Genomic DNA, 12,585 nt, shown 5'->3' with positions numbered 1-12,585 from the left:
CCCCGTCGTTTCTCTATGCGGAACGTGGAGCGGGTAGGGAAGGGCTTCAACCTCATTCGACCTGCAATAACGGCTTTGTGTTTAGCGGTTGAACCGAGCCCGTCGCCTGGTCGTCGACCAATTCCGCCTCGAGGATGTAGCGCAACGGCCCGCGTTCGGTGGCATTGAAGGGCCAGCAAGTGGTCAGCACCAGGCGGCGGCCATCGGAGGAGGGATCGATGCCGTTGGCATCCCACGGGGCGATGCGGCCCTCGCCGGCCTTGAAGGTCAATAGCTTGCCGTCGCGGCGGGTGACCTCGATCGTATCGCCGGGCCTTATATATTGTAGCCAGCGGAAATGCGTGTCGCGATGGGCGGCGATGACGGAGGTGCCTTCGTCGCCCGGCTGTGGCGTGTTGACGAGCCAGGCCGGACCGAAGGCTAGAGCCTCGCCAGAGGCGCCGGAGAGCACGATCGCCTCCTTGCCGAGGCGCGGGGCACGCACCTTGGCCTCCGTGGTGAAATCCGCCCAGGGCCAGGGTTTTGTCTCTTTCCCCTGCAGCTCCGCGGCGAAGGCACGTTTCAGCAGGATCTGGGAGAGCTCCGCTTTCGCCTTGAGCAGGAAACCGTCGCCGATCAGCGCCAAGCCATAAAAGGCAAGGCCGGCGATGGCAAAGGCGATCGCCTTTTCGATCGAGGAAAGACGCCAGAGGAAGAAACCCTTCCGCTGGCGCGGCTTCGGGATGTCGTGGGCCGTGGCGGCGGCCATGGCGAGTTCCAGATAGGTCGGAAGCGGCTCGAATTCGGCCGCTTCCCTGTTCTGGCTTGCAGAGAGCCTAGAGACCATTTCGCTTGGCTCCAATTGCGATAATGCCCTTGAGGCGTCGCCGCCAGACGGCCAAACCGCTTGCCGCCGTCAGCGCCAGGAGCAGCATGGTTAGCCCACGGATGATCTGCTCGTCGGCGCGCGTTGCCGTCTGCGGCAGGTTCACGGTCGTGCTCTTTTGCGCGATCATGGTGGCCGCCTTGGCGGTCGGGGCTGCGGCCATCATGTTTGCGATCTCAGGTGATGCGGCGAGATCCTGTGTTTCGACTGCAGCCTGCTCCGGTCCGGCGTTTCCTGCCGGCGTAGCCGAGCCATGGCGTTCTGCGCCGCCAAGAGGGGCAACGTTTTCACCGAAGACCTTATCAAAGTCCCAACCATCCGGCAGGTTGAGCGGCAGCTTGGCCGAGCCGAGCGGCTGATCGGCCGGGCGCGACGGGGTGACATCGACGGCAACCAGGCTGGTGACGCGGGAGACGAGATGGTGGGCGAGCGCCACCGTCTCAATATCCTTGTCGAGCACGGCCGGATCCTGACGCTCATAGGCACGGGCCTCGAAATCGTCGATCTTGCGGCGCGCCCAGAGCTTGGAAATGCCGCTGCCGTCGGCGGCATTGGCGATATCCATCTCGACGCGCCAGGGCTGGTCGCCTGTCTTGCCGATGATCTGCAGCTTGCCGGCGGGCTTCTCTTCAGGCAACTCCGCGGTCAGCACGACGGGTTCGCCGCTATAGAGATCCGGCATCGGGTTCGGCGTGATATTCTCTGCTTCGATGCCTTCGAAGGTGGCAGTGATATCGGTCATGGCTGGGTTCTGCAGCTTGGCGAAAAGCTCGCCCATGCGGCTTGCCACCTGGTCGGTCGAGCCGATCGCCGTGAAGGTGCCGCGGCCGATCTCGGCAGCCTTGGTCATGAAATAGGTGTTCGGCGCCGAGCCGATGCCGACGGTGAAGACGCGAGAATCGCCGCGGTTTGCGGTGATTTCCTGGAAGAGCTGCTGTTCGTTGCCGATCGCGCCATCCGTCAAGAACACGACCTGGCGCAGCGCTCCGCTTGCGACCGGTCCCTGGTTGCGCAGCGCAGCCTGCAAGGCAGGCAGCATTTCCGTGCCGCCGTCGGCGGTCAGGCCTCTGACATAGGCGATCGCCTTTTCGCGATTGTCAGGGGTGGCAGTGACGAGACCCTTGAAATAGTCAGTCATCGTATCGTCGAAACGGATGACGTTGAAGCGGTCGTCGGGGTTCAGCTTGGAGATGGCGAGCGCCAGGCTCTGCCTCGCCTGCTCGATCGACGGGCCGGACATGGAGCCGGAATTGTCGATGACGAAGATGACCTCGCGTTTTGCCGGCGGTGCTGCCGCATCCGGGGCCGTGGGTGGGGTGACGAAGGCGAGCAGATAGGTCTTACCATCAATCACTTCGCGGAAGAGGCCGGCGCTCGGCATCTTTCCGGGAGCGGCCTTCCAGGTGAGTTCGAAATCCTTATCGGCGGGAACGGTGTCCGCCTTCAGGCTGATCGTCCTCGCCTGGTCGCCATCCTGGCTGATATCGACCGCGTGGAAGGACGATTTGACATCGCCGAGCGGGAAACCAGCCCGGAGGTCGACGGTCAGCGAAACCGGGTTGATCCTGGCGTTCTCACGCGGATCGAGCACGGGGGCTTGGATCTTGTCGCGGTTTTCCACCGGGTCGCGCGGCGTGGCGAAACCGGCGCCATTGTTGAACTCGACCGTCTGGACGATCGGCGCCGGATTGTAGCGCGGAGCGACGACCATCGGGAAGCGCAGCGAGAACTCGCCGCCCGACTGGTGGATGGTCTGCTGGTATTCGATCTGGACAACGATGGTTTCGCCGGGACCGATATTGGCGACCTGGTTGGTGAAGATGTTCGGCCGCTGCTGTTCGAGCAACGCCGTCTTCTTGCCCTCGGCCTTGGCCTGCTCGTAGATCTCGCGGGCTTCCTGGCGCGGCTTGATCTGACCTTCGATGAAGCGTTCGCCGATCTGCATTTTCAGCGCGTCGACGGCGGAATTGTCCGGCAGCGGGAAGACGTAGGTGCCTTCGACCCAACCCTGGCTCGGATTCTGGAAGCGCTGCGTAACCTTCACCCTGGCGATCGGGCCGGAGACATCGATGGCGACATCGGTCTTCAGCCGCGGCGCTTCGACATAGAAGCCCGGCTCCTTCGACGGAAAGAGCAGCGAGCCGCTATTGACGTCGTTCGGCCGGACAAGCGCTGCGAGCTGAGCGGATGCCTGCGGCGTCTCGGCGGCGCGGGCGGCGGAGGCAAGCCCCAGGATCGCGGCGATGCAGGCGGCAAAGGCGGTGACGGCAACAAGGACTGAAACGGAAATTCGGCGCGCACGAATGCGCCCTATGATAAACTCATCTTCCAGAAACATTGGCATACCCTCAATAACCAATTTCGGATACTGGATGATGCGGCTTCGATCTCGGCGCGCTCGCGACCGAATTGCGGCGTGGCGCGGCATTTGTTGCGGCTTATTCGTGGCAATGGCCGAATTCGACGATGCCACTGATTTCAGGGGATAAATCCGGGTGACTTCGGAGATTGAATCAAAATCTGCGCATGGCGTTTCGACCGCGTGACGCAAGCCTCTTCGAAGGGTACTGCATGCCGGGCGGGTGGCGCGGCGAACCGATCAATAAGAATCATGCCACCATGACGCCTTTCCGCTTGAAATGCCGTCATACATTGGACATAGAGCTAACCGCAGAACTCCGGTCCCGGCTTTCTGCCCGTTTCAACCATTAGGACCGTTATCATGGCTTTCCTTGCCGATGCTCTTTCCCGTGTGAAGCCTTCAGCCACCATCGCCGTCTCCCAGAAAGCGCGCGAGCTGAAAGCAAAAGGACGTGACGTCATCGGCCTTGGCGCGGGTGAACCGGATTTCGATACGCCCGATAATATCAAGACGGCCGCCATCGACGCGATCAACCGCGGCGAGACGAAGTACACGCCGGTTTCCGGCATTCCCGAGCTGCGCAAGGCGATCGCCGCCAAGTTCAAGCGCGAGAATGGCCTCGACTATTCCTGGGAGCAGACGATCGTCGGCACCGGCGGCAAGCAGATCCTTTTCAACGCCTTCATGGCGACGCTGAACCCCGGCGACGAAGTCGTCATCCCGGCGCCTTATTGGGTTTCCTATCCTGAGATGGTGGCGCTGTGCGGCGGCACGCCGGTTTTCGTTTCGGCCACCCAGGAGCACAACTTCAAGCTCCAGGCCGCCGATCTTGAAAAGGCGATCACGCCGAAGACCAAGTGGTTCATCTTCAACTCGCCGTCCAACCCGACGGGGGCAGCCTATACGCAGGACGAACTGAAGGCGCTGACGGATGTGCTGATGAAGCATCCGCAGGTCTGGGTGCTGACCGACGACATGTACGAGCACCTGACCTATGGCGACTTCAAGTTCGTCACGCCTGTGGAAGTCGAGCCGAAGCTCTACGACCGCACGCTGACGATGAACGGCGTCTCCAAGGCCTATGCGATGACCGGCTGGCGCATCGGCTATGCGGCCGGTCCGATCCAGCTCATCAAGGCCATGGACATGATCCAGGGTCAGCAGACCTCGGGTGCGACCTCGATCGCCCAGTGGGCGGCTGTCGAAGCGCTGAACGGCACGCAGGACTTCATCCCCGCGAACAAGAAGATCTTCGAGGGCCGTCGCGATCTCGTCGTTTCCATGCTGAACCAGGCCAAGGGCATTGTCTGCCCGGTGCCGGAAGGCGCCTTCTATGTCTATCCGTCCTGCGCCGGCCTGATCGGCAAGACGGCGCCGTCGGGCAAGGTGATCGAAACGGACGAGGATTTCGTTTCCGAGCTTCTGGAAACGGAAGGTGTTGCCGTCGTTCACGGTTCGGCCTTCGGTCTCGGCCCGAACTTCCGCATCTCCTACGCGACTTCGGAAGAGCTGCTCGAGGAGGCCTGCCGCCGCATCCAGCGCTTCTGCGGCGCCTGCAAGTAAGCGGTTCTTAAAAACACCAATCGAAGGCGACGTTGACGATGTAGCTGCATGTAGCTACATTTGCCCTTCATGAAGACCGTTTCGATCCGTGATGCGAAGAACCGCCTGACCGAACTCGCTCGTGAGGTCGAGGAAGGTGAAACCATTGTCGTGACACGCAACGGCCGGCCGGTGTTCGATCTCGTGCCACATCAAAAACGCGGCGGTTTGAACCTGGAGGCCGGCGAAGCCTATCTTCGTTCCAAGGGTATCACGCGGACGGAGATGTATATCGCCGACGACTTCGACGATCCTTTGCCGGAAGATTTCCTTCTCAAGCCGCTGCCGTGATTATGCGCGTGCTGCTCGATACGCATATGGTCATCGCTATCGTCCAGCGAAAGCTGGCGGACCGTTTTCCTGATGTCCAGCGTGTGCTTTTGCACGCTGCGACCGAAGGTTTCGTCAGCGTCGCGAGCCTTTGGGAAATTGCGATCAAGACACGACTTGGCAAGTTGCAGCCGGGACTAACCCTGGACGTTATTCCAGCCTACCTGCAGGGCACCGGCCTGACGATCCTGTCCATCGATATCCCGCACGTCATCACCGCCGCCGACCCCGACCCGGAGACGCGTGATCCCTTCGATCGCCTGCTGCTTGCGCAATGCAAGGTCGAGGGGCTGCAGCTTGCGACAGTCGACCGGCTGCTCGTTGATCATCCATTGGCGCTGCGGCTCTAAGTTCGCGTTCCGATTCAACATGCTGCACATCTGAATCCGCTTTGCCTCGCAAGTCGTTGAAATCCGATTCAAAACGTGACGCAGAGCGACGGTTCGGCTGGTGATCTGCGGTTGCGGGTTGGCATCAAACCAACTAGATATCCGGCATCAGTTTAAGTCGCCGCTTCGGGAGGCCGGGATTTTGCAGCAGAGTGCCGTGATCGTCTGTTCGGATGTCAACATGCTGCCGGCCGCCTGCTGCACCCTGCTTTCCGTCAACCGCAATCTCTCAAATTCCACTGTGGAGTTCCTGCTTCTCGGCATCGACCTCAAGCCGAACGAGATCGCCGAGGTCGGAAATTTCGCACGGCTGCACGGCATGGCAATCAAGGTGCTGCCCTACAATACGCCGGATACGGCGCTGCAGGCGCGGGGCCGCTGGTCGGGCGCGACGCTGGCGCGGCTCTACATGGATCTGCACATTCCCGATCATGTCGAGCGGCTGCTCTATCTCGATGCCGATGTGCTTGCGGTTGCGCCGGTCGACGACCTCTTCGCCATGGATTTGCAGGGCAAGGCGCTTGCCGCCATAGACGATTATGTCATGGCCTTTCCCGAGAAGGCCGGCGCACGGCAGCGGAAGATCGGCATGCGCGAGGGCGGGCGCTATTTCAATGCCGGCGTGCTGCTGTTCGACTGGTCGGCCTGCCGGTCGAGGGGGCTTTTTGCCAGGACACGGGAGATTTTCGACGAGCGGTCGCATCTTTTCGAGAATAACGACCAGGATGCGCTGAACGTCACTTTCGATGGCGACTGGCTGGTGCTCGATCCGCGCTGGAACACGCAGACCGGCCTCCTGCCTTTCGTCGGCCGGCCGGCGATCATCCATTTCACCGGCCGGAAAAAACCGTGGCAGGCGACTGTGCCGTGGGTGCATCGCCGAATGGCCAAGCGTTATGCCGAGGATCTCGCCAATACGCCATGGGCCTCCTTCTGCAGGCAGCCGTCGATGACGGGCCGGATCGCGGGGTTTCTTTCGCATTTGGGAAAGCGGATCGGCGGGCTGGCGCGGCTGGCGCGGACACGCGCTTATTTCAGCAACAGCTAGTGGGACGGCAGAGCGCATCGTCCTTGGAAAGTGCATGTGAGCCGATATGGAAGCAATCCCCAGCGACACGCAGACCATGGCCGCCCCGGATAGCGGCTTCAATTTTCTAACGCCGGATGCGTGGAAGGCGCTGTTGTCGCACTATTCCCACGTCGTGCTGGTGGCAAACAGCGAAGCCGTCGACTTCAAACGGCTGCGAAGCGAATTGCCGGAGACGGCGCTCTACGTCTTCTTCAACAATGTCTATAAGGTGCTCGACGAACCCTTCGCCGGCCATGCGGTGCTGTTTGCCCGCAGCGGCGTGATGGGCGCCAATATCGTCCACCGGCGCGAGGCGGCGGATGTCCTGCGCTTCTTTGCCGGCGACGATTTTTTGGGTGTCGTCAACATTCGCGTGTCCCCAGAGGAAAACTTCAGCGAAGAGGGCCGCTTCGAAGGCGCTGAAACCCGTCACCTTGATCTGACGAAAATGCTCGTCGACCTCTATCCGGTGGGCAAGATCGCGACGAGTGGTTTTGCGGTGGCGCTGTGGCTCGCCGAGTTGCAACTGCCGGGCAAGATCCTGCTTGCCGGTTTTTCGGCGAAGAGGAGCGAGAAGTGGAAGGTCTTCGACGTGCACGACTGGACGTTCGAGCAGATCTTCCTGCGTCTCTTTGCCCGGATGGGCACGATCTCGATGATGGGCGGCGTGGATGCCAGCCCCTATGCGGCAATTGCCAGACGGTTTCCACAGGTGCCGCCGATCGAGATCGCGATGACGGCGGCCGAAGTCCTGTCGGAACGGCTCCACAACGCAAATAGCCAGATCGACAGGCTCATGTCCGTCACCAAATCCATCCGCGCCATCGAGGGTTTCTTCCGGCGCTTCAAGCCGAAAACCCGCAAGCAGCGTTTCCTCGAAAAGTCGAAGGAGTGACTGTCGAAAGCTCCGCTCAAAAGGCGGGCTGTCAAGCCGCTCTGTGAGTTGACGCTACGTGCGCGGATCACTGCTATCCGTTCCCCTGTCGGGAAGACGCAGCCTTCAAAGCCCCAGCGTCGTCAGCATGACGAAGGTGGCGAAGAGGATGAAATGCGTCATGCCCTCGATGGCGTTGGTCTCGCCGTCGTTGAGATTGATCGCCGCAGCAATCAGCGTGATCGCCACCATCACCGTCTGTACCGGGGTCATCGCCATGATGAAGGGTTGGCCGGTATAGAGCGCGATCGCCTCCATGACGGGCACCGTCAGAATGACCGTCGACAGCGAGGCGCCCATGGCGATGTTGACCGTCGCCTGCATGCGGTTCCTGAGTGCCGCCCTCAATGCGGTCAGGATCTCGGGGGCGGCCGAAATCGCTGCGACGACGACGGCGGTCACGGCGATCGGCGCGCCGCTGTCGCGCAGGCCTTCGGTCATGAAGGCCGCCATGAACTCCGCCAGCAGGCCGATGATGACGACGCCGACGAGAATGGTGGCGATCGAGATCGCCGCCGACTCGTCGGGGCCATGCGTATCCGGGCTTTCTTTCTTCCGTTCGGAGCGCGGATAGCTGTAGCTGAAGAAATAGCTGTGCTGGCCGACCTGCATGCGCAGGAAAAGGCCATAAAGCGCGATCATTGCGACGATGGTGAAGGCGGAATAATAGTGCCATTTGTCGCTGGGCACGAACTCCGGCACGATCATCGAAATGCCCATGGCGGTGAGGATCATAACGCCGTAGGTCTTGCCGGAATTGTCGTTATAGGGCTGTTCGCCGTGCTTGAGGCCGCCGAGCAGGGCGGCCAGGCCGAGAATGCCGTTGATATCGAGCATCAGGGCCGAGTAGATCGTGTCGCGCACCAGCGTCGGCGAACTCTCGCCGCCCATCATGATGGCGAGGATGATGACTTCGACGGCGACGGCCGAGAGCGTCAGGATCATCGTGCCATAGGGGTCGCCGACCTTGACGGCGAGTAGCTCGGCATGATGGGCCACGCGGATCGAGGCGAGCACGATGGTGCCGACCAGGCCAGCGGCGGCAATCAGTGCGACGCCGCGCCCCATCTCGATCACCGCATGTTCCAAGAAATAGGCGATCGCTGCAACGACAAGTGCGGCGACCAGAAACTTTTCCTCTTTAAAGCGTGACGCGATCCCCAAGCCTCAGCTCCTGTCCCGATTCATGCCTTCTATCTAAGTCGCTGATTTCGCATATCAAGAAAGCCCCGGTCGAGTGCCATTTGCAGTCTTCGACGTTTAATGGAATACTGAACGTCATCGGGGCCGGAAAGCAGATCGCGGCGTCCTCGAATTCTCGTCAAGCGGCCGCGATGATCCGGATCTTTTCCGGAAGCGTGCGAATGCGCAACAAGAAGATGAGGAGACGGATGCATGATCAAGGTGGTCTACGAAGTCGTGCCGCATGACGGCGGCTGGGCCTACAGGCTGGGAGGTGTCTATTCAGAGGCATTCCCGACCCATGCCGACGCGCTCGAAGCTGCGCGCATCGTCGCGGCCGAACAGCAGGTCGGCGGCGATTCCGCCGAGATCAGTTGGCAGGACGAGAACGGCAAGTGGCATGAAGAATATGCCGAAGGCGGCGACCGGCCGGAAACCGAGGTGGTGGACGGCCAGTGGAAGGATCGCACGGCCGAGGCCTCGCAAGGCATCGGCAGCTAACCATCTCCCGCCAATGCCCGTGCGACGATCGCATCGACGAATTCGCGCTTATGCGCAGTATAGCCGTCGCCGTCCATCCGGAATTCGGCTGCCAGCCTGCATTTGAGTGCGGCATAATCAGCCGCCGCCTGCGGATGCGCGATGAGATAATCCCGGAAAGCCAGCCTGTTTCGATGCGTGCCGTTACCTTCAGGGCAAAGGTAGACCCGTTCCGCCGGCACCAAACCTTTCGATAGAAAAGCCCAGACATCGTCGTCATAGCGATTGCCGCGCGGCTCATAGCCTTCGGCCAGAAGCACGCGTGTGGCGTCCTCGATATGCACGAGGCCGGGAAGAACGATGTCGATATCGATAAGCGGTTTGGCGATCATGCCTGGTATGGACGTGCTGCCGATGTGATCGATGGAGAGCGCCTGCGGCAGCAAAGCCAGAAGCCTGCCGCGGATGCGCTGGAAGACTTGCGGCCATTGCGGATCATAGGGCACGAGCTCAACCGGATTGTGCGTTGCCATCTCGTTCCCGCCAGGTCGAATATCGATGATAGTCCTGCAGCCCCTTGACCAGCGCGTCGAAAGTGGCGCGGCAGCGCGGCGAAGACTTCAGACTCTCATGCATCGCCACCCAGGTGCCGAGCGGTATGGCGAAGGCATCAGGCAGGACGTGCACCAGATCAGGGTCCTCGCGGGCAAGTCCGATCTGGCAGATGCCAATGCCGACGCCAGCGCGGATCGCCGAAAGCTGGGCAAGATTGCTGTCGGTCCTGTAGGAGAATTTGATGCCGGGCACCGCGTAACGTTTCATCACCATGCGGACATAGGCCGTCTGCCGGTCGAAGCCGATGAGCCGGTGGTTTACGAGGTCAGCCAGGGTTTGCGGCATGCCGTGTCGTTCGAGATAGCGGCGATGGGCATGGAAGCCGAGCGGGATATCACCGATGCGGCGCACAACGAGTGCAGCCTGCTGCGGCTCGGCCATGCGCACGGCGATATCGGCCTCGCGGTTTACCAGGTCCTCGATTGTATCGGATGCCGAGAGCTCGATCTGCAGTTCGGGATAGGTCTCCTGCAGCGGGCCGAGAATCCCGGGCAGCACTTCGACGGCGATGACCTCGCTGGCGCTGACCCTGACCGTTCCCGCCACGCGCTCGCGCTGGCCGGATGCGGTGCGTAAAAGGGCGGCGGTGGTTGCCGCCAGCGTTTCGGCGTAGGGCTTCAGCGCCAATGCGGCGTCGGTCGGCAGCAGCCCGTTCGGTGAGCGGGTGAAGAGTTCGGCGCCGATTGCCAGTTCCAGTGCGTCGACATGGCGGCCTATGGTTGGCTGGGTTAGCCCCAGTTCGCGGGCGGCCGCCGAAAGCGACCCCTGCTGAAGCACGGTAAGAAAACTGCGGTAGAAATCCCAGCTCGGCTCCATTATCATGCATTTTTGTATAACAGATGTATTTCTTTCGTCAATTTCGTTTATGCCATGCTGATGGCATGATCCTCTCATCCGATCGAAGGAGATGATTGTCATGAGCAGCGAAATGAAGATGACGGCCCTTATTCTCGGCGCGACAGGCGGTATCGGCGGCGCGGTTGCCCGCAAGCTGCTTGCGCGCGGCTGGCGCGTCCGGGCGCTGAACCGTGACGCCGCCAAGGCGTCGAGGAGCGAGCCGGCTTTCGAATGGGTGCAGGGCGATGCGATGAATGCGGGCGACGTCCTGAGGGCGGCCGAAGGGGTCGGCCTGATCGTCCATGCCGTCAATCCGCCCGGCTATCGCGACTGGGAAACGCTGGTGCTGCCGATGCTCGACAATACCATCGCCGCTGCTCGCGCTGTCGGCGTGCGCATCGTGCTGCCGGGCAACGTCTATAATTTCGGTCCCGACGCCCTGCCGGCGCCGATGGAAGAAAGCCCGCAGCATCCGGTGACTAAGAAGGGGACGATCCGGGTCGAAATGGAGAGGCGGCTGAAGGAGGCGTCACAGTCCGGCGCCGGCGTCATCATCGTCAGGGCGGGGGATTTCTTCGGCCCAGGCACGACGGCCAACAGCTGGTTTTCGTCCGGTCTCGTGACCCCGGGCAAGCCGGTCGGCACGATCAGGAACCCGGGTCGGCGCGGTGTCGGTCATCAATGGACCTAACTGCCAGACATGGCGGAAACCATCGCCCAGCTCATCGAGCGGGCCGATCGGCTGCCGTCCTTCGCCGTCTATCATATGGAGGGCTTCTGGGATGCGGACGGCATGCAGATGGCCGAAGCGTTCAAGCGCGTTGCCGGCGGTAAGGCAAAGATCGGCAACTTCCCCTGGTGGATCGTGCCGCTGGCCGCTCCTTTCGTTCCCGTGATGCGGGAGATCAAGGAGATGCGCTATCTCTGGAAGGTGCCGGTGCGGATGAGGAACGACAAGCTTACGGCCGAACTCGGCAAAGAGCCGCAGACGCCGATCGAGGAGGCGGTCAGGGCTTCGCTCGTCGCGCTCGGCTGCCTGCCCGAACCGCATCGTGACACGGCGGCTGCCTTCATCGGGCATAGGTCGCAGAACGCGGGTTAGCTCTCGAGTTCGGCCAGTGCGATCCGGGCGACCGTCAGGGCCGTTTCTGCCTGCTGAATATTCGGATCGCCGAGGAACCAAGCGGCGGAAAGACCGGAATAGGCGGCGATCCATTGCAGCAGCCGCTTCGGCTCCAGCTTCGCCTCCGCTGAGACGATGGCCAACTGGCGGCGGAAACGGGCGGGATCGGTGATGACAGGCAGTTCTTCGTTGGCGAAGATATTGGCGAAATCGAAGCCGCGCTCACCATGGAGCCGCTTCGGATCGATCGCCAGCCAGCCGCGTGCCTCGAAATCGAGGATATTGTCGTGGTGGATGTCGCCGTGGAGGATGGTGACATCACGCTGATCGGCAAGGAGAACATCGGCGATCGCAGAGCAATCGGCAAGCGTGCCGCCATGCTTGCCTGCTGCCGGCTCCAGATCGCGGAACCAGCTGGTAAGGGGGATGGGGTCGGGAAGCGGTTTTTCGCGCGGCGCATGCAGCCTTGCCGCCGTCCCGCAAAGGATGCGGCTTGCCTCGTCGTCCTCGCCGCTCATCGCCATGGCAAGCAGCGAGCGTTTTCCCGTCGCCCTTTCAAGCAGCACGGCATCACCCTCATGGGCATAGACATAGGCTGCGCCGTCGCCGTCCCACCACTGCATCAGAAGCGCGCCGTATCGTTCGTCGATATCGGCCGCCACTTTCAGCATGGCAGGCCTGTCCTGCCAGAGGACCGGCAGGAGGCGGCTGGAGTGGGTGATGATAGGCTCGCCGTCTGATATCAGCGACCAGCGATCAAGATAGGGAGCAAACATGGCGGCACCCTACAAAAACCC

At 61.7% G+C, this 12,585-nt stretch carries 12 protein-coding genes and 1 pseudogene; 7 read left to right on the top strand and 6 right to left on the bottom strand.

The window, feature by feature from the left end; genetic code table 11:
• Nucleotides 1-52: 52 nt before the first annotated feature.
• Entirely contained in the window at nt 53-826 is a 774-nt protein-coding gene (locus RlegSU303_RS16110; protein ID WP_131719303.1) for a class GN sortase, read from the bottom strand.
• The gene (locus tag RlegSU303_RS16105; RefSeq protein ID WP_131709459.1) at nt 816-3,203 is read right to left on the bottom strand and encodes a marine proteobacterial sortase target protein; all 2,388 of its coding nucleotides are present in this window, start codon (nt 3,201-3,203) and stop codon (nt 816-818) included. Before RlegSU303_RS16105 ends, RlegSU303_RS16110 begins: the two co-directional genes overlap by 11 nt.
• Nucleotides 3,204-3,587: 384 nt before the next feature.
• On the opposite strand from RlegSU303_RS16105, the gene RlegSU303_RS16100 reads away from it, so the two are divergent.
• From RlegSU303_RS16100 to RlegSU303_RS16080, 5 genes are all read left to right on the top strand, one after another.
• Nucleotides 3,588-4,790, top strand: coding sequence for a pyridoxal phosphate-dependent aminotransferase (locus RlegSU303_RS16100; protein ID WP_018495440.1), 1,203 nt, complete (start codon nt 3,588-3,590; stop codon nt 4,788-4,790).
• A 69-nt stretch (nt 4,791-4,859) separates the two neighbouring features.
• Nucleotides 4,860-5,120, top strand: a complete 261-nt coding sequence (locus RlegSU303_RS16095; protein ID WP_011652922.1) for a type II toxin-antitoxin system Phd/YefM family antitoxin — start codon at nt 4,860-4,862, stop codon at nt 5,118-5,120.
• A gap of 2 nt (nt 5,121-5,122) precedes the next feature.
• Nucleotides 5,123-5,509, top strand: coding sequence for a type II toxin-antitoxin system VapC family toxin (locus tag RlegSU303_RS16090; protein WP_131719318.1), 387 nt, complete (start codon nt 5,123-5,125; stop codon nt 5,507-5,509).
• A 181-nt stretch (nt 5,510-5,690) separates the two neighbouring features.
• Nucleotides 5,691-6,596, top strand: coding sequence for a glycosyltransferase family 8 protein (locus RlegSU303_RS16085; protein ID WP_206121172.1), 906 nt, complete (start codon nt 5,691-5,693; stop codon nt 6,594-6,596).
• Nucleotides 6,597-6,642: 46 nt separating this feature from the next.
• The gene (locus RlegSU303_RS16080; protein WP_029873313.1) at nt 6,643-7,512 is read left to right on the top strand and encodes a hypothetical protein; all 870 of its coding nucleotides are present in this window, start codon (nt 6,643-6,645) and stop codon (nt 7,510-7,512) included.
• Nucleotides 7,513-7,617: 105 nt separating this feature from the next.
• Here the strand turns inward: RlegSU303_RS16080 and RlegSU303_RS16075 are convergent, their stop codons facing one another.
• Nucleotides 7,618-8,715, bottom strand: a complete 1,098-nt coding sequence (locus RlegSU303_RS16075; protein WP_164070334.1) for a calcium:proton antiporter — start codon at nt 8,713-8,715, stop codon at nt 7,618-7,620.
• 231 nt (nt 8,716-8,946) lie between these two features.
• On the opposite strand from RlegSU303_RS16075, the gene RlegSU303_RS16070 reads away from it, so the two are divergent.
• Entirely contained in the window at nt 8,947-9,234 is a 288-nt protein-coding gene (locus RlegSU303_RS16070; protein WP_029873315.1) for a DUF2188 domain-containing protein, read from the top strand.
• Here the strand turns inward: RlegSU303_RS16070 and RlegSU303_RS16065 are convergent.
• Entirely contained in the window at nt 9,231-9,746 is a 516-nt protein-coding gene (locus RlegSU303_RS16065) for a GrpB family protein (protein WP_222282835.1), read from the bottom strand. The two genes, RlegSU303_RS16070 and RlegSU303_RS16065, sit on opposite strands and share 4 nt — an antisense overlap.
• On the bottom strand, nt 9,724-10,650 hold the full coding sequence (locus tag RlegSU303_RS16060) for a LysR family transcriptional regulator (protein WP_231283220.1): 927 nt from the start codon (nt 10,648-10,650) through the stop codon (nt 9,724-9,726). The genes RlegSU303_RS16065 and RlegSU303_RS16060 overlap by 23 nt, the downstream gene beginning before the upstream one ends.
• A 94-nt stretch (nt 10,651-10,744) precedes the next feature.
• On the opposite strand from RlegSU303_RS16060, the pseudogene RlegSU303_RS16055 reads away from it, so the two are divergent.
• Nucleotides 10,745-11,767 (top strand): annotated as a pseudogene (locus RlegSU303_RS16055) (NAD(P)H-binding protein).
• Here the strand turns inward: RlegSU303_RS16055 and RlegSU303_RS16050 are convergent.
• A complete protein-coding gene (locus tag RlegSU303_RS16050; RefSeq protein ID WP_168279786.1) occupies nt 11,764-12,564 on the bottom strand; it encodes an aminoglycoside phosphotransferase family protein in 801 nt (266 codons plus the stop codon). The pseudogene RlegSU303_RS16055 and the gene RlegSU303_RS16050 overlap by 4 nt on opposite strands.
• Nucleotides 12,565-12,585: the final 21 nt, after the last annotated feature.

This window comes from Rhizobium sp. SU303 (assembly GCF_021052345.1).
In the GTDB taxonomy this organism is placed as follows: Bacteria; Pseudomonadota; Alphaproteobacteria; order Rhizobiales; family Rhizobiaceae; genus Rhizobium; species Rhizobium laguerreae.
Note: the sequence above shows the minus strand (reverse complement) of the source record. Positions and strands in the feature narration are given on the sequence as shown.

Coding starts and splice junctions, on each gene's coding strand:
- RlegSU303_RS16100 (WP_018495440.1), top strand. CDS start 3,588: ATGGCTTTCCTTGCCGATGCTCTTTCCCGTGTGAAGCCTTCAGCCACC.
- RlegSU303_RS16050 (WP_168279786.1), bottom strand. CDS start 12,564: ATGTTTGCTCCCTATCTTGATCGCTGGTCGCTGATATCAGACGGCGAG.
- RlegSU303_RS16070 (WP_029873315.1), top strand. CDS start 8,947: ATGATCAAGGTGGTCTACGAAGTCGTGCCGCATGACGGCGGCTGGGCC.
- RlegSU303_RS16060 (WP_231283220.1), bottom strand. CDS start 10,650: ATGATAATGGAGCCGAGCTGGGATTTCTACCGCAGTTTTCTTACCGTG.
- RlegSU303_RS16105 (WP_131709459.1), bottom strand. CDS start 3,203: ATGTTTCTGGAAGATGAGTTTATCATAGGGCGCATTCGTGCGCGCCGA.
- RlegSU303_RS16090 (WP_131719318.1), top strand. CDS start 5,123: ATGCGCGTGCTGCTCGATACGCATATGGTCATCGCTATCGTCCAGCGA.
- RlegSU303_RS16110 (WP_131719303.1), bottom strand. CDS start 826: ATGGTCTCTAGGCTCTCTGCAAGCCAGAACAGGGAAGCGGCCGAATTC.
- RlegSU303_RS16095 (WP_011652922.1), top strand. CDS start 4,860: ATGAAGACCGTTTCGATCCGTGATGCGAAGAACCGCCTGACCGAACTC.
- RlegSU303_RS16080 (WP_029873313.1), top strand. CDS start 6,643: ATGGAAGCAATCCCCAGCGACACGCAGACCATGGCCGCCCCGGATAGC.
- RlegSU303_RS16065 (WP_222282835.1), bottom strand. CDS start 9,746: ATGGCAACGCACAATCCGGTTGAGCTCGTGCCCTATGATCCGCAATGG.